This window comes from Streptomyces gamaensis (assembly GCF_042656465.1).
GTDB lineage: Bacteria > Actinomycetota > Actinomycetes > Streptomycetales > Streptomycetaceae > Streptomyces > Streptomyces gamaensis.
The window spans coordinates 1-17,338 of record NZ_JBHSPB010000040.1 but is presented as its reverse complement, the minus strand read 5'-3'; the positions used below and the strand labels follow the sequence as shown (position 1 = coordinate 17,338).

Annotated in this window: 19 protein-coding genes and 2 pseudogenes; 11 read left to right on the top strand and 10 right to left on the bottom strand. The window is 72.0% G+C overall.

The genetic code is table 11. The features are described 5' to 3' along the window. Positions 1-45 precede the first annotated feature (45 nt). The 4 genes from ACFP1Z_RS32905 to ACFP1Z_RS32890 all read left to right on the top strand — a co-directional run bounded on the left by ACFP1Z_RS32905 (position 46) and on the right by ACFP1Z_RS32890 (position 1,736). Positions 46-372, top strand: coding sequence for a hypothetical protein (locus ACFP1Z_RS32905; RefSeq protein ID WP_390321627.1), 327 nt, complete (start codon positions 46-48; stop codon positions 370-372). 103 nt (positions 373-475) lie between these two features. Then, positions 476-793, top strand: coding sequence for a hypothetical protein (locus ACFP1Z_RS32900; protein ID WP_390321624.1), 318 nt, complete (start codon positions 476-478; stop codon positions 791-793). 56 nt (positions 794-849) lie between these two features. Further along, a complete protein-coding gene (locus ACFP1Z_RS32895) occupies positions 850-1,218 on the top strand; it encodes a VOC family protein (protein WP_390321622.1) in 369 nt (122 codons plus the stop codon). Between the two features lie 110 nt (positions 1,219-1,328). Continuing rightward, complete coding sequence (locus ACFP1Z_RS32890) at positions 1,329-1,736, top strand: winged helix-turn-helix domain-containing protein (protein ID WP_390321621.1); 408 nt, start codon at positions 1,329-1,331, stop codon at positions 1,734-1,736. Here ACFP1Z_RS32890 and ACFP1Z_RS32885 read toward each other — a convergent pair. Further along, positions 1,723-2,946, bottom strand: a complete 1,224-nt coding sequence (locus ACFP1Z_RS32885) for a cytochrome P450 (protein ID WP_390321620.1) — start codon at positions 2,944-2,946, stop codon at positions 1,723-1,725. The genes ACFP1Z_RS32890 and ACFP1Z_RS32885 overlap by 14 nt on opposite strands. A 56-nt stretch (positions 2,947-3,002) precedes the next feature. Beyond that, positions 3,003-4,391, bottom strand: coding sequence for an NAD(P)/FAD-dependent oxidoreductase (locus ACFP1Z_RS32880; protein ID WP_390321618.1), 1,389 nt, complete (start codon positions 4,389-4,391; stop codon positions 3,003-3,005). Between the two features lie 187 nt (positions 4,392-4,578). Between ACFP1Z_RS32880 and ACFP1Z_RS32875 the strand changes: the two genes are divergently transcribed. Next, on the top strand, positions 4,579-5,340 hold the full coding sequence (locus tag ACFP1Z_RS32875; protein WP_390321615.1) for a class I SAM-dependent methyltransferase: 762 nt from the start codon (positions 4,579-4,581) through the stop codon (positions 5,338-5,340). Positions 5,341-5,766: 426 nt separating this feature from the next. Here the strand turns inward: ACFP1Z_RS32875 and ACFP1Z_RS32870 are convergent, their stop codons facing one another. Next, positions 5,767-7,344, bottom strand: coding sequence for a sigma-70 family RNA polymerase sigma factor (locus ACFP1Z_RS32870; protein WP_390321613.1), 1,578 nt, complete (start codon positions 7,342-7,344; stop codon positions 5,767-5,769). A 294-nt stretch (positions 7,345-7,638) separates the two neighbouring features. On the opposite strand from ACFP1Z_RS32870, the gene ACFP1Z_RS32865 reads away from it, so the two are divergent. Continuing rightward, positions 7,639-8,409, top strand: coding sequence for a uracil-DNA glycosylase (locus tag ACFP1Z_RS32865; RefSeq protein ID WP_390321611.1), 771 nt, complete (start codon positions 7,639-7,641; stop codon positions 8,407-8,409). Positions 8,410-8,544: 135 nt separating this feature from the next. Beyond that, entirely contained in the window at positions 8,545-9,459 is a 915-nt protein-coding gene (locus ACFP1Z_RS32860; protein ID WP_390321609.1) for an endonuclease/exonuclease/phosphatase family protein, read from the top strand. Here ACFP1Z_RS32860 and ACFP1Z_RS32855 read toward each other — a convergent pair. Then, positions 9,437-10,639 carry a PP2C family protein-serine/threonine phosphatase gene (locus tag ACFP1Z_RS32855; protein ID WP_390321607.1) on the bottom strand — a complete coding sequence of 401 codons (1,203 nt, stop codon included), beginning with the start codon at positions 10,637-10,639 and terminating at the stop codon, positions 9,437-9,439. The two genes, ACFP1Z_RS32860 and ACFP1Z_RS32855, sit on opposite strands and share 23 nt — an antisense overlap. A gap of 260 nt (positions 10,640-10,899) precedes the next feature. On the opposite strand from ACFP1Z_RS32855, the gene ACFP1Z_RS32850 reads away from it, so the two are divergent. Next, positions 10,900-11,613, top strand: a complete 714-nt coding sequence (locus tag ACFP1Z_RS32850) for a restriction endonuclease (RefSeq protein WP_390321605.1) — start codon at positions 10,900-10,902, stop codon at positions 11,611-11,613. 9 nt (positions 11,614-11,622) lie between these two features. Here ACFP1Z_RS32850 and ACFP1Z_RS32845 read toward each other — a convergent pair whose 3' ends face one another. Next, positions 11,623-12,048: a type II toxin-antitoxin system VapC family toxin gene (locus ACFP1Z_RS32845; RefSeq protein ID WP_390321603.1), complete on the bottom strand. Its 426-nt coding sequence runs from the start codon at positions 12,046-12,048 to the stop codon at positions 11,623-11,625. Then, positions 12,045-12,326 (bottom strand): CopG family transcriptional regulator, encoded by a 282-nt coding sequence (locus ACFP1Z_RS32840; RefSeq protein WP_390321601.1) that lies wholly within the window; start codon positions 12,324-12,326, stop codon positions 12,045-12,047. Before ACFP1Z_RS32840 ends, ACFP1Z_RS32845 begins: the two co-directional genes overlap by 4 nt. Positions 12,327-12,710: 384 nt before the next feature. On the opposite strand from ACFP1Z_RS32840, the pseudogene ACFP1Z_RS33785 reads away from it, so the two are divergent. After that, positions 12,711-12,995, top strand: a pseudogene (locus ACFP1Z_RS33785) (tyrosine-type recombinase/integrase); the annotation flags it as partial. Between the two features lie 53 nt (positions 12,996-13,048). On the opposite strand, the gene ACFP1Z_RS32835 reads toward ACFP1Z_RS33785, so the two are convergent. From ACFP1Z_RS32835 to ACFP1Z_RS32820, 4 genes and pseudogenes are all read right to left on the bottom strand, one after another. Next, a complete protein-coding gene (locus ACFP1Z_RS32835) occupies positions 13,049-13,711 on the bottom strand; it encodes a hypothetical protein (RefSeq protein WP_390321599.1) in 663 nt (220 codons plus the stop codon). Next, positions 13,708-14,178 carry a hypothetical protein gene (locus tag ACFP1Z_RS32830; RefSeq protein WP_390321597.1) on the bottom strand — a complete coding sequence of 157 codons (471 nt, stop codon included), beginning with the start codon at positions 14,176-14,178 and terminating at the stop codon, positions 13,708-13,710. Before ACFP1Z_RS32830 ends, ACFP1Z_RS32835 begins: the two co-directional genes overlap by 4 nt. Positions 14,179-14,277: 99 nt before the next feature. Then, positions 14,278-14,499, bottom strand: a pseudogene (locus ACFP1Z_RS32825) (hypothetical protein); the annotation flags it as partial. A 158-nt stretch (positions 14,500-14,657) separates the two neighbouring features. After that, positions 14,658-15,404: a hypothetical protein gene (locus ACFP1Z_RS32820; protein ID WP_390321595.1), complete on the bottom strand. Its 747-nt coding sequence runs from the start codon at positions 15,402-15,404 to the stop codon at positions 14,658-14,660. 444 nt (positions 15,405-15,848) lie between these two features. On the opposite strand from ACFP1Z_RS32820, the gene ACFP1Z_RS32815 reads away from it, so the two are divergent. Continuing rightward, complete coding sequence (locus ACFP1Z_RS32815; protein ID WP_390321593.1) at positions 15,849-16,637, top strand: transposase; 789 nt, start codon at positions 15,849-15,851, stop codon at positions 16,635-16,637. A 30-nt stretch (positions 16,638-16,667) separates the two neighbouring features. After that, positions 16,668-17,225: a transposase gene (locus ACFP1Z_RS32810; protein ID WP_390321643.1), complete on the top strand. Its 558-nt coding sequence runs from the start codon at positions 16,668-16,670 to the stop codon at positions 17,223-17,225. Positions 17,226-17,338 lie beyond the last annotated feature (113 nt).

Sequence of the window (17,338 nt, the reverse complement as noted above, 5' to 3'; positions counted from 1 at the left end):
CCGCCACACGGCACCGCCACCGAACCCCCGGGAAGGGAGGGCACCGTGCGTCACCTCGTCCACATCACCCGGATCTCCCGCCTCTCGCATCACCACCGCCTTCCGGCGAGGACCACCGAACGCGCCTGCGCGCACGTCCACCTGGCCCTCCACGACGGCGTCGAGCGCGACTACCTGCTCGACGACCCGGGCGAACGCACGCCCGCCGGCGGCGAACGGCTCGCCTACGAACCCCGGGTGCACCTCGCGTACATCCTCGCCCGCCAGGGCCACGACGCCCGCTGGCTCGCCGAGTTCGCCGACCTGCCGCACGACGCGGCACACCGCATCGCGGAACTCGCGGCCTCGCCCTCGGCGAACGGCCCCAAGTAACGCGAGGGCACTGTACGGGAGTTCGCCGTCCCCGGCTGCGGACGGCGGACTCCCGCACAGCGAACGGAAAACCCCCAAGACCACCACACCGCATGGAGGTGCCATGCTCTGCGCAACCCTGCACGCCCTCTGCAGCACCGAACGCGAGTACAAGGCACGGGCGTTGTGCGTGCTCGGAGCCCGGCACGGCACGCGCCTGATGGGCCTGCGCACCAGCCCGGACCCGTCCGGCGGCGCGGTCCACCTGTGGGTGACGCTCGGCGTCGACGGCGCCGCGTCCGTCCACCTGGAGGAGCTGATCAGCCGCCTCTCCGCCGAACCCGGAGTGCGGGACCTGCACTGGCGGCTGCACTCGGTGCCGACCGCCCGGGAACGGGGACGGGAGCGGGAGCGCGAGCGGGAACAGCTCGCGGCCCGGTGACCCGGCTCCCCTGAACCCCCTGACTCCCCGCTTCCCCTCCACCGAAGGCGGCCGTCATGCTCACCGCGTTCGACCACGTCCAACTGGCCGCGCCCGCCGGCACCGAGGAACTGCTGCGCGGCTTCTACGTCGACGTCCTCGGCATGCGGGAGATCCCCCGCCCGCGCGCCCTCGACGGGCGCGGCGGCTGCTGGTTCGCCGCCGGCGACGACACCGTCCGGCTGCACCTGGGCATCGAGGAACGCTTCCTGCCCGCGACCGACGCCTGCCCCGGGCTGCGCGTCCGGGGCATCGAGGCGTTCGCCGCCTGGCTCGCCGCCCACGGCGCGCCCGTCGCCTGGGACGACTCCCTGCCCGGCCACCGCCGCTTCCGCAGCGAGGACCCGGTGGGCAACCGGCTGTGGTTCGTCGAGCCCGTCCCCTGAACACCCACGGATGAACACCCCACGCACGAACGTCCCCAAGCACGAACGCCCTCACGGATGAAGGCCCCCACGACTCGCCGCCCCCTCCGCTCAGCACGCCAGGAGCAGCCATGCGCCTCACCTACCCCCGCGTCCAGCGTCTGCACGCGACGGCCTGCCCGCCGCCGTTCGCCGCCTCCGCGACCTCCCCGGCGCCGCGCCCGGCCGTCGCGCCCCGCCCCGACGACCTCGTCGTCGACCTGCTGCGCCGCACGGTCTCCGTGGCCGGACGGCAGATCCAGCTGACCTTCATGGAGTTCGAACTGCTCGCCCACCTGGTGGCCCGGCCCCGGCAAGTGCACACGCGCGGCCAGCTGTTCAGGGCCGTGTGGAACCGGCCCGCCGTCGGTGGCACCCGCACCATCGACGTGCACATCGCCCGGCTGCGCGGCAAGCTCGGCCCGTACCATCGCGGGGCCCTGACGACGGTACGGGGCGTCGGCTACAGCTACGACCCCTCGAGGCTCAGCCAGGGCTGAGCCGGTCCACCGGCAGGTGCCGGGGCCCGCGCAGCACCGGGCTGCGCCGGTACGGCGGCGGGTCCTCGGCCAGCCGGGCCGGTCCGAGCCGGGCCAGCAGCGTGGTGAGCGCGATCTGCGCCTCCACGCGGGCCAGTGGCGCCCCGAAGCAGTTGTGGACGCCGCTGCCGAAACCGAGGTGCGCGTTGTCCTCGCGGGCCGGGTCGAAGCGGTCGGGCTCGGGGAAGCGCAGCGGGTCGCGGTTGCCGGAGGCGAGGACGAGCGTCAGCCGGGACCCCTGGGGCACGGTCACGCCCTGGACCTCGACGTCCGCGAGGACCGTACGGTTCGGCAGGAACTGCACCGGCGGCTCGTAGCGCAGGAGTTCCTCCACGGCCCGGGGCACCCGCGCCGGATCGGACTTCAGATACTCCAGGGCGTCGGGGTGGCGCAGGAGGGTGAGCATGCCGTTGGTGATGAGGTTGACGGTCGTCTCGTGCCCGGCGATCAGCAGCAGCACCGCGTGCGCCTTCACCTCCGGCTCGGTGAGCGGCCCTTCGGGACTGCTGTCGTGGACGAGCGCGGAGAGCATGTCGTCCCCGGGCCGCTCCCGCCGGGCGCGCGCGAGCCCGCCCATGTAGTCCATCATGGCCGCACGGGCGTCGAGGGCGGTCCGCTGCCGCCGCCGGGCCTCCTCGGAGTCGTCCGGGGAGATGTCCAGACCCATGATGATCGCGTCGGTCCACGCGTGCAGCTGCGGCATGTCCTCCTGCGGGACGCCCAGCAGACGGCAGATGACCGTCACGGGCAGCGGGTAGGCGAACTCGTCGACGAGATCAACCCGTTCCTTGCCGTCGAGGGCGTCGGCGAGGCCGGCGGCGATGCCGGTGATGTCCTCGCGCAGGGCGTCGATCCGGCCGGGCGAGTGGGGCGGGCCGAAGGGGCGCATCACCAGGCGGCGCAGCCGGTCGTGCTCGGGGTCGTCCTGGCCGATGAACGCCGCCGGCCGGTCCTCGCTCGGCAGCAGCTCGGGATCGTCGACGCGCAGCCGGACGTCGGAGCTGACGCGGGGGTCGTGCAGCAGCGCCGCGATCTCGTGGTACGTGCCGACGAGGTAGCTGTCGTCCTCCTGGCGGGCCACACCGTGCTCGCGCAGCTCCGTGTAGAGCGGGTACGGATCGGGGCGGCCGGCGTAGTCGCAGATGCGGCGGAAGAGGGTTTCCGTGGACATGGGGGCGGGGCTCCTCGCGGAAGTCGGGCCGTACGGCGGCGCGTTGACGGCCCCGGTCAGGTGCCGCCCGGCCGCAGCCAGATCAGCCGGCGGTCCGGGAGGTGCCCGGTCAGGGCGACGGTCGGGCCGTGCGAGAGCACCGCCGGATCGGGCACGTCGGAGGGCATCGGCACGGCGTCCTCGTGACGGTCGGCGGCACCGGGCGGGGGCGGGAACGGGGCCGCCGTCTCGATCAAGTACTGGTAGTGCTCCAGCCACTTCGCCCGGTTGACGCTGACGGCGGCGGTGACGCGGCCCCGGTAGCCGTACACCGCGACCAGCCGGCCCTCCTCGGGCGAACCCTGGGCGATCACCACCCGGTCGGAGAACGACGGCACGCCCACACACTTGATGTTCAGCCCGAACTGGCTGGACCAGAAGGCCGGTACGGCCAGGTGCGGGCGGCGCCGGGGGCCGGGGCTGACCATGTTGTGGGCGGCGACCTCGGCCTGCGCCACGGCGTTGCCCCAGTGCTCCAGGGACAGCATCTGGTACTCGAACAGCGGGTGCGGGAAGCGGGCCACGTCCCCCGCGACGAACACGTCGTCCGTGACGATCCCGTACATGTCGAAGACCCGGCAGCCCGCGTCGCACGCGACCCCGCGCGGCCCCGCCGCCAGCCCCGACCCGTCCAGCCACTCGGTGTTGCGGACCGCGCCGAGCGCCACCACGGCGACATCCGCCTCGATCCGCGTGCCGTCGCAGAACTCGGCCCCCGTCAGCCGCCCGCCGCGCCCCGTCAGCGCGGTGACGGTCACCCCGCAGCGCAGATCGACGCCGTGCGCGCGCTGCAGCCGCGCCGCGAACGCGCCGAGCGTCCCGCCGAGCGCGCCCACCAGCGGGGCCTGGCCGCGCTCGGCGACCGTCACCTCAAGCCCCCGCTCCCGGCAGCAGGACGCCACCTCCGACCCCAGGAACCCGGCCCCGATCACCAGCACCCGCCTCGGGCCCGCGTCCAGCAGCTCCGCGAGACGCGCCGCGTCGTCGGCCGTCCGCAGCGTCAACACCCCCTCCAGGGCCGCCTCGTCGGGCATCGGCCAGGGGCGGGCGCGGGTACCGGTGGCGATCAGCAGGCGGTCGTACGGCAGATGCCCGCCGTCGGACAGCAGCACCTGCCGGTGCGCCCCGTCCAGCGCGGCGGCCCGCACCCCCAGCCGCCACTCCGCCTCGACCGCGCGCCGCCGCGGCAGCCCCGTGTCGTACGCCGTCCCCTTGCCGAGCAGCACCTGCTTCGACAACGGCGGTCTGTCGTACGGCGGTTGCTCCTCCTCGCCGACGAGCGTGAGCCGCCCGGCGAAGCCCTCCGCGCGCAGCGTCTCCGCCGCCCGCAGCCCGGCCAGCGAGGCCCCGACGATCACGATCCGCCCGTCGGCGCGGACCTCCTCGGGCCGCAGCTCAGCACACACGACGGCCCGGCCCCGGAACACCGGCCACGATCTGCATACCGGTCCACCCACTCCTCGCCGCCGCGTGCCGCCGTGTCGTCCCTTTCGTCTTACTACGTTCGGTGGGGTGGTGGGAGGTCGGGGTGGGCCGGGCGGGGGACGGGGGTATTCGGTGGCCCCTCCTCGCTCCGACCGGCACCCTGCTCTCATGGCGAGAACGTTTGACGACCTGGTCGCGGAGGCCGCGGCGGCCCCCGTCGAAGGGTGGGACTTCTCGTGGCTCGCCGGCCGGGCCACCGAGCAGCGCCCGTCGTGGGGCTACCAGCGGCTCATGGGGGAGCGCATGGCGTGCGCCTCGGCCGCGCTGGACATCCAGACCGGGGGCGGGGAGGTCCTGGCGGGCGTGCCGAAGCTGCCGCCGCTGGTCGTGGCCACCGAGTCCTGGCCGCCGAACGTCGCCAGGGCCACCCGGCTGCTGCACCCGCTCGGCGCGGCCGTCGTCCGCGACGAGGACGAGCCGCCGCTGCCGTTCGCCGACGGGGCCTTCGACCTGGTCGTCAGCCGGCACCCGGTCACCGTGTGGTGGGAGGAGATCGCCCGGGTGCTGCGCCCGGGAGGCACGTACCTCTCCCAACAGGTCGGCCCCGCCGGCGTCTTCGAGCTCGTCGAGTACTTCCTCGGCCCCCAGCCGGCGGACGTGCGCCGCGAACGGCACCCCGACGACGCCCGCCGCGCCGCCGAGGCCGCCGGCCTTCAGGTCGTGGACCTGCGCTCGGAGTCCCTGCGCACGGAGTTCCTCGACGTCGGCGCGGTGATCTACTTCCTGCGGAAGGTGATCTGGATGGTCCCGGGCTTCACGGTCGAACGCCACCGCGACCGGCTGCGCGAGCTGCACGAACTCATCGAGAGGGACGGGCCGTTCGTGGCGCACACGACACGGTTCCTCATCGAGGCCCGCAGGCCGGAGTGAGCGGGGGCGTTGGTGCCGGGCGGATCGGCGGTCCTGTACGGCGTCGTCGAGACAGCGCCGTCGACCGGCTCCGGCGGAAGCCGCGCGGTGGTTCCGCGTCGGTGGACGGGGCGGTGGTGGGGGTGTCGCGGGCCGTCGCCGCCCGGTCGAGGGGTGGCGGGTCAGCGGATGACGACGACCGTTGGCTGGGCCGTGTCACCGGTCAACGGGCCAGCCCCACCCGTTCTGCGTCGGTGGACGGGCGGCGGGTGGGGGGCGCGGGCCGTCGCCGCCCTGTCGAGGGGTGGCGTCAGCGGACGACGACGACCGTCCGCCGGGCCGCGTCCCCGACCAACGGGCCTGCCCCCCACCCGTTCCGTGCCGGTGGACAGAGCAGCGGGTGGGGGTGTCGCGTGCCCTCGCCGTCCGACCCCGGGAGGTGGCGGGTCAGCGCACGACGACCACCGTCGGCCGGTCCGCCCCCACGCCGATCTCGGTCAGCGAGCAGTCGGGAACGACGGCCCCACGGACAGTCCACCCGCCCGCCGCCTCCACCGTCGCGCCCGGCAGCCCGCCGCCGACGGTCAGCCCGGCCGAGCCCCACGGAGAGCCGCCGGGGGAAGTCGCCGACGAGAGAGCGCCGTTGACGTCCGCGACGGCGTACACCGTACGGCCGCCGGGTGCCGCCTCCCCGGACCGGTGTTGTGCCACGGCGGCCAGCCACGCGCGGGCCCGCAGGGGTGCGCAACCCGCCTTGACGCGCTCCGCGTTGATCCGGTCCACGACCTCCTGTTCCGGACTGCCGTGCGCCTCCGGAGTGGAGGTGGGAGGCGCCGCCGGGGCGGGCCGCGCGGTGGTGGCGGTGCGGGAAGCCGGCGCGCTGGGGGAAGCCGGTGCTGCCGGAGTGTGGTCGGCGGAAGGGCCGCCCACGGGAACGGCCGCCGGCGTCGCGGCGGGGGCGGGGTCGTCGCGGGGGACCACCCGGGGCAGGACGGGCTCCGCCTCGTTCAACGCCAGCACCGGAGCGGCCTCGGCGCTGTCCCCGGCGGGCGGTCCCTCCTGCGTCGCGGGCATGAGGAGCCAGCGGCCGCCGCCCAGCGCGCCCCCGGCGAGCAGGGCGAGAGCGGCCACGGCAGCCGCGGCCCTGACGGCCGTACGGGCAGGGGACGGTGCCGGCGCGCAAGGAGGGACGTACGCGGCACGCGACGCCACGGACACCATCGGCAGCCGCAGCTGTCCCAGGACGCGCTCCAGCAGGACGACACCGACCGGGACCAGCCCGAGCCCGGCGAGCAGCCCTTCGGCCGGTACCAGCGCCGACCCGAGTCCGCCGCACGCGCCGCACCCGCGCACGTGCCGGGCGACGCGCTTGCGCCACAGCGGCGAGGGCACCCCGTCCCACGTCCGCAGGACCGTCCCGAGGCCGGCACACCGGGGCCGCGCGGACAGCGCGCGGACGACCGTACGGGCCACGTCCAGCTGGAACTTGGCACGCTGGACGCGGACCGCCGTGTGCGCCGCCGGCAGCCCGAGCGCCGCGACGACCTCCCTGCGCGTCAGCTGTCCCGCGGCCTCCGCCCACCACAGGGACAGCACGGCCCGTTCGACGTCGTCCAGCCACCGGGTGGCCTGCACGGCCTCCCGGCGCTGCCCCTCCAGGCCCAGCCGCAGGATCGTCACGTCGACGAAGTCCGCGCCCGGGTCGCGGACCTCGTGCGGCTCGGGCAGAGCCTCGACCGGCTGCGCGCCGTGCTGACGGCGCCAGTGGGCGCGTATCTGGTTCATGGTGATGGCCGCGAGCCAGGCCCGGAACCGGCCCGGGTCCTCCAGCCCCTCCAGTCCCCCGATCACCCGGATCAGGGTCTCCTGCACGACGTCGTCGACGTCCGCGTGCCCGCGCAGGGCCCGCCCGACGATGTTGTGGACCAACGGCAGGCACACGGCCACCAACTCGCCCCGCGCGGCGGGGTCCCCGCCCCGCGCCGCCTCGACCAGTTCGACACCGGCCGCACTCGTGTCCGTCATGCGCTGCCCACCTCGTCCCTGCTGCTCCTGCTGTGACTGCCGTTCCTGATGTTCCGGCGGAGGGGGAGACCATGCCGCGTCCGGGCGCATAACGAAAAATCGGGAGGGAATCGCGGCGGGGGGCGGCGGTGCCGGCGGTGCCGACAGTGCGGCGGTCCAGTGGTGGGGTCGTCCGGTGGTGGGGTCGTCCGGCGTCCGGCGGTCCGGCGGTGCGGCGGTGCGGTCGCGAGGCGTCCCACCATCCGGCGGTGCGGCCGCTTCGCGGAGGCCGCGGTACGTGGTCTGCTGGTGGGCATGCCCGTGACCCCCCGAAGGGCGGCGCCGGACGACCCCGGCCACCCGGCGCGTACCGCACCCGTCCTGGCGTCCGTGGACGCGCTCGACCGGGCCGTGGCCGGCTGCCGGGCCTGCCCGCGGCTGGTCGCCTGGCGGGAGGAGGCCGCCCGGGTCAGGCGCGCGGCCTTCGCGGACTGGGAGTACTGGGCCCGCCCGGTGCCCGGCTTCGGCCCGCCGGACGCCGCGCTGGCGATCGTCGGCCTGGCCCCGGCCGCCCACGGCGGCAACCGCACCGGCCGCATCTTCACCGGCGACCCCTCCGGCGACGCGCTCTACGCGGCGCTGTACGAGACCGGGCTGGCCTCGCAGCCGACCGCGACCCACCGCGGCGACGGCCTGGAGCTGTACGGCGTACGGATCACGGTGCCGGTGCACTGCGCGCCTCCCGGCAACCGCCCCACCACCGCCGAACGCGACACCTGCCGGCCCTGGCTCGCCCGCGAACTGCGCCTCCTGCGCCCCACGCTCCGGGCGGTCGTCGCCCTCGGCGCCTTCGCCTGGCAGGCGCTGCTGCCGGTCCTGGCTGGCACGGGATGGCAACTGCCCCGCCCCAGGCCCGTCTTCGGGCACGGGGCCGAGGTGTTCCTCGGCGCCGAGGCAGAGGGGCGCGGGCTGTGGCTGCTCGGCGGATACCACCCGAGTCGGCGCAATATGTTCACCGGGACGCTGACCCCGGAGATGCTCCGGGAGGTCCTGCGGCGGGGGGCCGGGGCGGCGGGACTGCGATAGCCGTCCCTGTCTTCTTCATCTTCTTCGCCTTTGCGATCAGGTCTTGGTGATCCGGCCGGTTTGATGGAACATGAGAGCTTGATCAACATTGATGTTCACGGGGGATCGATGCGTACATCGCGTACATTGCGGGTCTTGGCGGCAGTTGCTCTCACCACGGTGGGGCTGGCCGCGCCGGCCGTCGCCGCGCCGGCCGCGGAGGGCACGGCCACCTACACCGTCTGGGAGTGGAACGTCGCCGGTGACGCGATGAACCACAACTCGACCACGAACGGCATGGTCGGCGCGGCCGCCAGGTCGATCCAGAACCGGGGCGCCGACTTCGTCGCGCTCAACGAGCTGTGCGCGAGCCAGTACCGGGCGCTGGTGGACAGCCTCCGCACAGCGGGCTGGCCGGAGGACAGTACGAACTTCGCGCGCTTCGAGGGCGCGTACCCCGCCGGGAAGGCGGCGTGCGGCGGCGAGGAGGAGGGCATCGCGATCTTCAGCAAGCGCCCCCTGGGTCCCGCGGACCGCTTCACGCTCCCCGACGACGGCCAGCGCGAGAAGCGCAAGCTGCTGTGCGCGCCGCTGAAGGACAAGTCGCACATGCGGTTCTGCGCCACGCACCTGACCTTCGTGGACGCGTTCCGCAAGCCCCAGGGCGACTACGTGCGCGACCGGCTGGACGACTACTACGCCAAGGGCGACACGGTCGTCGTCGCCGGGGACTTCAACATGCAGCCCGACTGGGGCCGCATGGACGAGTGGTACTCCACCGCCGTCAACACCCCCAACAACGGCCGCAACACCGGCCGTTACCGCGAACTCGACGACAACGACCCGGTCAACTGCCCCGGCTACGGCGAGTCCACGGTCAGCACCGCCGATCCCGGGGACCTCAGCCCGTGCGGCACTGGCAAGAAGATCGACTTCATCTTCGTCCGCGAGGACAGGATCGCCGGGGAGTACTCGGCCCACGCCCTCGCCCCGTCCACCGCGTGCGGCGGCGGGCTCTGCTCCGACCACCGGGTGCTGACGGGCTCCGTCACGGTGGCGGTGAAGAACTAGGTGAAGAACTAGGCGAAGGGCTGCGTGGAGGTGTGGAGGGCTGACGGCGGGCCGGCCCCAGGCGCACGGCGAGGGCGGCGATGTCGTCGTCGAGGGCCCCGCCGCTGTGGCGCAGAAGATCGTGGTGGAGCCCGTCGAGCAACTCGCGGGGGCCGGCGGCGGTCTGCCGTCGCGCCCAGTCCGCCAGCCAGTCCGCCAGCGGGAAGAACTCGCCGTCACGGCCGCGCGCCTCGGTGACGCCGTCGGTGCACAGCAGCAACAGGCCGCCGGGGGCGAAGCCGAAGGTGTCGACGGTGTACTGATCGCCCATCAGCTCGGCCAGGCTGAGGATCGGCGAGGGGGCGGTGGGCTCCAGCACGCGCAGCTCCCCGCGGCCGAGCAGCAGCGGCGGAGGGTGTCCGCAGTTGAGGATCCGTACGTGGCCGTCCTCGTGCGGGACGGCGCGGCCGTCCTCGTGGGGGATCTCGACGAGCAGGGCGGTGGCGAAGCGCTCCACCATCTCCTCGGGCGGGAACGCGGCGCTGTAGCGCTTGCTGCTGGCCTCCAGACGGCGCGCGACGTCGCCCAGGCCGGGCTCGTCGTACGCCGCCTCCCGGAAGGAGTTGACCATCGCCGCGGCCGCCCCCACCGCCGGCAGCCCCTTGCCCCGCACGTCGCCGATGAGCAGCCGCACCCCGTACGGGGTGTCGGCCGCCTCGTAGAAGTCCCCGCCGATACGGGACTCCGCCGCGGCCGCCAGATACAGCGCGTCGACCTCGACGTCCCCGAAGCGGCGCGGCATGGGGCTCATCACCACCTGCTGCGCCGCGTCGGCGACGGCCCGCACCTGGAACAGCGTCCGCTCCCGCTGCAGCCGGACATGACTGCCGTACGCGGCCGCCACGGTGACCGCGACGATCCCCGCCGCCGTGTACCCCGTCGCCAGGTGGGGGAAGGCGACCCCGAGTCCGATCATGAGCCCCAGGCAGATCGTCCCCAGCAGCACGGTGGGCAGTACGGGCCACATGGCGGCGGCCAGAGCGGGCGCGGCCGGCAGCAGCCGGCTGAAGGCGATGCTGGGGGGCGTGGTGTAGGCCACGCTGGCGATCACTGCCGTGAGGATCACCGGTGACAGCAGGATGAGCAGCCCCCGGCCACGGCGAGGACGGGGCCGGGGCCGCAGCCGGCCAGGTCTGGTCACAGTGCCCAGCATATCGACGCAAATGGGACGTGCAGTGCCGAAAGGGGCGGACGGGCCCGGAGGCGGGGCCGGAGCGCTGTACGGCTCACTGTCGGGCGGGCTCTCCGTCGTGGACCACGCGGGCCACGGACGCGACGCGGAGCGGGCCGTGGCCGCGCGCCGTGTCCCGGATCGGATACGACAGCGGCTGGGACTGCGGCCTTCCCCTGTGAGGTGGCGGTGCGTCAGACTGCCCGGCGGGGCGACCGAGGGGGACCGTGATGGCGAACCGGCGAAGGCGGCGTTCCGCGGCCCGGCGCAGGCGGGTGGCCATGGGCAGGGCCGGCCTGGCCGGCGGGGCGCTTCTGCTGATCACGTTCGTGGTGTTCTGGTCCGTCCTCTGGCCGTACGTCGTGGCGGTGGGCGGAGTCGGCGGCCTGGGCGCGGCCGGGTGGCGGCTGTGGCGGACGGACCGTCTGCTGCGGAGCCGGGACCGGAGCTGGCGCCGGGAAGAGGCCGTGAAGGCGGGCCACCGGACGCTGGCCGACGTGGACAAGATGTCCGGTACCGAGTTCGAGGAACTCGTCGCGGAACTCTGCCGCCGTGACGGCTGCTCGGAGGTCCGCAGGGTGGGCGGCACCGGTGACCAGGGCGCGGACGTGGTCGGCCGGCTGCCGGACGGGCGGGCCATGGTCGTGCAGTGCAAGCGCTACGCGCCGAGGAGCTCGATCGCCAGCCGGGAAATGCGCGATCTGCTGGGCTCCAAGGTCCACTTCGGCGCGGATGCCGCCGTCTTCGTGACGACGACCCGCTTGAGCGGCCCCTCCGAGGAATTCGCCCGCACGAACGGCATCATCGCCATCCACCGCGACCTGCTCGGCCTTTGGAACAGCGGTACGCCATTGGCCGCGCTGGCTGGCCTCAACGGAGCCGGCCAGGGCGACCGGGGCCATCGGAGGCGGTGGAGGAAGACCTACGGGGCGAACGGTCGGTAGAGCGTCGGGTCACACCTTTTTGACGACGACCGTGTCCGGAACCAGCTTCTCCAGGTCGTCCGTGTCCGACGTGAAGACGGTGACCTGTCCCTTCTGCTGTCGTGCAATGACGGCGAGTACCGCATCGATCGCGTACTTGTGGCCGTGCAACTTGGCGTTGGCCAGTAGCCGACGAGCCTGGCGGGCTTCGTCCTTCCCGATGTCGACGACCTGGAGGCGGGACAGTACCCAGTCCCAGCGCTGTTCGGTCGTTCTGCCGTCGTACGCCTCGACCAGAGTCATCGGCGACGTGACCACTTCTGCTTCCCCCCGGGCCGCGAGGTCGAGCCAGGCGATCATCTTCCGGTCGCCGCGTACGGCCAGGGAGAGGGCCTCACAGTCCAGTACGAAGACACGGGGCGGCCACTGCTCGTACTCACCGGCTCGCTTCTTCACGCGGCTTCTCCGGCGCCGCGCCGTCCGGCGTTGCGGCGCCGCCGCTCGTGTTCGGAGTCGATCTCTTCCAACTCGTCGAGCGCTGCCGCACGCTCGTCATCGGTGACGGGGCCGTGTTCTTCCCGCAGCCAGTCGACCAGTTCCAGCAGTCGGTCCCGGTCACGCTTGAAGCGCAGCGCCTCGGCGACGTACGCCGACAGGCCCCGCTCCGCAGCCTCCGCGCGGATCTCGTCCAGAAGATCCTCGGGGATTGTCACCGTTACCTTCTTGGTCGCCATACAAGCGACCATACTCTCGGTATCGCGGTCCTTACCAGTGGCCAATGCGAACCGCGCCGGCCTGGGCGACCGCAGCCGTCGGAAGCGCTGCCATGGGGGCGGTGCGGATCGGGGCAGGAGATGACCTCGTCGGGCGTGACGATCAGGTCGACGCTGACGTCGTGTGGCGGCGGGAATGGGCCCGTCCACGACCTGAAGAGGGTGGACGGCTGCGGACGACGCTCTCGTTGAGATCGCACCCAGGTGCCCGTGCCGCGTGTCGAACGGACTGGGCGGGGCTGCACCGCTCTACCCGGCCCACGACTCCGCGAGCCTGTACGGATCGTGGGACATGGCCGACCCCGCGAGTACGCCACCAACCTTAGCTCCCGCAAAGTCGCCTGGCGCAGCGCGCGGCTCCACGACGCCCGCCACACCGTCGCGACGGTCCTGCTCATCCTCGGCGTCCCCGACGCGGTCGTCGACGCCATCATGGGCTGGGAGTCGGGTAAGTCCGCCCGTATGCGCCGCCGCTGCCAGAACCTGGCCAACCCGGTACTGCGGGCGACCGCAGACAAGATCAACGAATTGCTGTGGGCGCCCCAGCCCTGGCTAGCTGATGAGCCCAGCGGGGCCTCGACCGAACTCGGTCGAGGCCCCCGCTTCACGCCCGTGCCCGTGGACCTTGTACAGGTCGGCATCGGCTCCCACCGAGGTGAAGGAAGAGGGGAAAGAGCGGCGAGTCAGATACGTGCCTTCCAGTTCCGGATCGCCTGGTCCAGGCGCGAGCGGAGCCGCGAGGCTGCCGGCGTGCTCGGCAGGAGCTGCTCGTACGCCTCGCAATGCCGCTTGGCGATCAGTCCCGCGAGATTGGCGGAGCTCCGTGACGGATACACCAGCGAGCAGTTCTTCTCGCCGAGCTCTTGGGCCAGGCCGAGGAAGCTACGGCCGATACCGAGGGCGGGTGAGGTGCCGTAGTGCTTGGCCTCGATTGCCGCGACGAGCTTGTTGTTCCTGGGGTGTACTCCGGCCTGTCTGCTGCGCTCGGCCTCCTGGTGTTCGATGATCGCGACATCGCACTCGTGCGCCACCTTTGACCGGCCTGAGACGACGTACACGCCGAGATGGATCTCAAGTTGCTTCTGAGTGCCAGGGAAACTGACCAGTGCGTACGTGAAATTGCCTGACCAGAGTTTTCCCGGGGACCTGCGGAAGTGAAGCTCAGTGGTCGCGGTCGCACCGTCCTGGGTGAGGAGTGCGGATCCGCCGGCCTCTTTGGCGGCGTCAAGGCAGAGCACGAGCAGTGATGTCTCGTAAAGATCGGACTCGTCTGCTGCGTTGCGGTAAACCGGCTGCAGGGCGCCGATCGCCTTCTCAATGGCCTGTACCAGGTTAGCCTTGCTCACAGGACGGCCTCCGGTTGTGTCTCGGGATCGTGCACGAGAAGCTCTCGCACCGTCTGGAGGGTGGCCTCTGCTTGTGCCGTCTCTTCCGGCAGAACGATGTGCGACGGGGCTTCCAGCTCGGGGTCGCCGAACCAGATTTCGAGCTCCATCCCACGTTCGATGGCTGTCTTCAGCGCCGCCTGCCGCGTAGCGTGCATGGTCTCAGCGAGTGTGATGAGTGCCTCGCGGATCAGTTCGATGCGCTCCTCGTTGGTGTACGGGATCACAGCGACGTCGCTCTTGCCGAGAGCCGGCAGCTCAATTGCGGCCAGTCGGCTGGCCCGTTCCTCGTACCGCCCCTCCTGCCGAAGCTCTTTCTCGGTGACCGCGCGCCCATGGCGGACCTCCTGATCCAGCTGATCAGCCAGACCCGGCATCACTTCCCTGAGCTGCGCCATGATCGACTCGTAATCGCGATCGGTGACCACGCCTCCCCCTCCTGCCTATCGGTTGACCGGGACTGTACCGAGACCGGCTGACAGAGGGCTCCCGATCGGCCAACGGTAGACACAGGCCGCTTCACCCCAGCTGCAACCACAGAGCGACGAAGGTCCCGGCCGCTGTGTGATCGGGACGAAAGCCCACCAGCGCACGTGTGCGGCCTCCAGTCCGACCGGCACCGCGCCGATCCTGCTGCCGTAGCCGCAGAAGGCGCACTGGTACTCGTAGGCTGTCAGAACCTGCTCGACGTCGTCGCGGCCATCGGCGCGGCCGCCGCGATCGTCTTTTCCTCGGCGAGAGTGTGGCCCTCTGGCAGTTCATCGGGGCAGCCCTGATCATCGGCGGGATCTTCCTCTTCACGGAGGCAGATCTCGACGAGCTCGACGACCTCGAGGGGTGAGGGCGGCCGTGACCGGAGTCATCCGCCCTGCCGGGCGACTGTGGAGGTTGTCGCTCGTGTGCGGGTTTACGCGATGGGATGCGGGGCTGGGATGAATGATGCTGCGTCACCGGCGAACCAGTTCCAGATCCACTCTCCATCGAAGCCCTCCGTAGGCGTGCCGGAAGTCTTCAGGGGCCCGCTCTCGGGTACGGCGGTGATCGTCCGGTCTTTGCCGGCCTGCAGAATCGTGATGGAGAGTTCCCACGAGACGCGTGAGCGGAGTGCGGCTCCGGCGATGTGAAATGTCTGGGAGTCTCCGGCCTCTAGCCTCACCTCTCGGTCGAGGAAGTAGGACTGCTCCCCGGTGGGTTCGAGACAGCCCATGTCGAATCGGGCAGGTCGACCCGTGGGATCGGCCTCGTCGAGATCGAAGTAGATGAGTTCCTTCTGCACGGCGCCGGCTGGTGGGTAGGCCACCAGAGCAGCGCGCAGAGGCACGCCGACGTCTGTTTTGCGGACGCCGATGTGGGTGATCGTGAGTGGTTCAGTGCTTCGGTTCTCCGCGTGCAGGTCGAGCGCGGTCAGCCCATAGTCGTAGGCGCCCTTGGTACGTAGCCATTCGTACATCTGCCGGTAACGGCGCCCGCTGTGCGCCAGCGGAACGGAGGCATGGAGGGGCTCCGCGTCTGGTAGCGCCAGCTTCCATGCCTTCGGAATGTGCGGGGCTGCCACGACCGCAAGCGGCGAGCGGCGCTGCCAGAGCTTTCGTACCCTCCGGGCGAGCGGTAGGAAAGTCGCGCTTGCCACGGCCGTGATGACCTCGCTGATCACGAGTGCATTGTGCCCTCGTGCGCCGACTCGCATGCCATTTCCGGTGAACCCGGTGAGGCCCAGGAGCGCGTGGCTTGGCTCACTGTCGACGGCCAGGCCGAATGGGCTGCTCATTCGGTTGGACTGGCCGGGCGAGCGTGCGTCCGCTGCGTGACGCAGGTCTCACTGCGGCGACGGTGCTGCTCCTCGGCGTCCCCTGGGGGGCCTTGACGCGCTCATGGACTGAGGGCCCGGGAGAGCGGCCAGGATGCGCGCTCGGTACACCTGTGGAGTACGCCGAAGGCCCCGGCCGGTTTCCCGGATGCTGTTGGTAAATCCGGGCCTGCGTGACGACGGCCTGTGTGACCCCGTTGGGGTTGCGCAGGCTTCGTCGTGTTCCAGGGGTGGGGTTCGGTGTCGTTGCGTGGGGTGGATCTGTCGGAGGTCCCGGAGGAGACGGCGTGGGTGGCGCGTGTGGTGTTTCCGAAGGGCTGTCTGGCGATGCGGGTGCGGGACGCGCTCGGGCCGGTCCTTGCCGACGCCGAGTTCGCGGGGCTGTTTCCCGCCCGGGGACGGCCGGCGGTGTCGCCGGCCCGGCTGGCGCTGGTGTCGGTGCTGCAGTTCGCGGAGGGGCTGACCGACTGGCAGGCCGCGCACGCGGTCCGCTCGCGTCTGTACTGGAAGTACGCCCTTTCCCTGGAACTGACGGATACCGGGTTCGACTTCTCCGTGCTCAGCGAGTTCCGTTCCCGGCTGGTTGAGGCGGATGCGGGCCAGGCGGTGTTCGACGCGGTGCTGCGGGTGGCCGGGGAGGCTGGGCTGGTCAAGGCGGGCAGGCGGCAGCGTACGGATGCCACGCATGTCCTGGCCGCGACCAGGGATGTGAACCGACTGGAGTTCGTGGTGGGGACGCTGTGGGCCGGGTTTAACCAGCTCGCCGAGGCGGCCGGGGACTGGCTGGTGACGGTGGCGGCCCCGGAGTGGTTCGACCGCTATGCGGCCCGGCCGGAGGACAGCCGCTTCCTCGCGGTGGGCGGCGCGTGTCGGGCACGCCGACCAGTGCGGGGCCGACGGCATGGTGCTGCTTCAGGCCGTCTGGTCGGCAACGGCCCCGCCCGGGCTGCGGGTTCTGCCCATGGTGGACTTCCTGCGGCGGACGTGGGTCCAGCAGTTCCGTCACGCCCGGGGAGTGGTGCGCTGGCGCGAAGTGGAGGACCTTCCGCCGGGCCTGATCCGTTTACGGACCCCTCATGAGCCCGGGGTGAGGACTGGAGCCAAACGGATCTGGGCTGGTCCGGCTACAAGGTCCACCTCACCGAGACCTGCGAACCCGACGCTCCGCACCTGATCACCCACGTCCACACCACACCGGCGCCGGTGACCGACGCCGCCGTCCTCCAGGACATCCACACCGCCCTGGAGGGGCGCGGGCTCCTGCCGGACGAACATCTTGTGGACGCCGGATACGTCGATGCCGGACAGATTCGCCGTGCCCGGCACGATCACCATGTCGAGCTGGTCGGCCCGGTCAAGGCCACCACGGTTACAGCACAGAGGGCGGGAATTGTCTTCGACAACACCCGCTTCACTGTCGACTGGGACCGGCGCCAGGCGGTCTGCCCCGGTGGCCGGACCAGCGTTCAATGGCGCGAGGCCCGCACTCAGCGGGGTGCCCCGGTCACCCGCGTCCGGTTCGCTGCCCGGTACTGCGGCCCCTGCGAGCTGCGGGCCTCGTGCACCAACGCCGGCTGGGGGCTCGGTGATGTCCGGGCCCCCAGCCTGACGAATCAGTCAGCTCTTAGGGGCGTACTGGCTGAAAAACAGGCGTCTAGTGTCTCGTGATCCTGCTTGTGTCACTTCGAGTTGTTCGCGACGAGCTTTCTGACGTTGCGCTGTGTCAGACGGACCTTCGCGAGGATCTCGTCGGCGGTCGCCGTCCAGGCGAAGGGTTTCGC

Coding starts and splice junctions, on each gene's coding strand:
- ACFP1Z_RS32900 (WP_390321624.1), top strand. CDS start 476: ATGCTCTGCGCAACCCTGCACGCCCTCTGCAGCACCGAACGCGAGTAC.
- ACFP1Z_RS32895 (WP_390321622.1), top strand. CDS start 850: ATGCTCACCGCGTTCGACCACGTCCAACTGGCCGCGCCCGCCGGCACC.
- ACFP1Z_RS32890 (WP_390321621.1), top strand. CDS start 1,329: ATGCGCCTCACCTACCCCCGCGTCCAGCGTCTGCACGCGACGGCCTGC.
- ACFP1Z_RS32885 (WP_390321620.1), bottom strand. CDS start 2,946: ATGTCCACGGAAACCCTCTTCCGCCGCATCTGCGACTACGCCGGCCGC.
- ACFP1Z_RS32875 (WP_390321615.1), top strand. CDS start 4,579: ATGGCGAGAACGTTTGACGACCTGGTCGCGGAGGCCGCGGCGGCCCCC.
- ACFP1Z_RS32870 (WP_390321613.1), bottom strand. CDS start 7,344: ATGACGGACACGAGTGCGGCCGGTGTCGAACTGGTCGAGGCGGCGCGG.
- ACFP1Z_RS32865 (WP_390321611.1), top strand. CDS start 7,639: ATGCCCGTGACCCCCCGAAGGGCGGCGCCGGACGACCCCGGCCACCCG.
- ACFP1Z_RS32850 (WP_390321605.1), top strand. CDS start 10,900: ATGGCGAACCGGCGAAGGCGGCGTTCCGCGGCCCGGCGCAGGCGGGTG.
- ACFP1Z_RS32840 (WP_390321601.1), bottom strand. CDS start 12,326: ATGGCGACCAAGAAGGTAACGGTGACAATCCCCGAGGATCTTCTGGAC.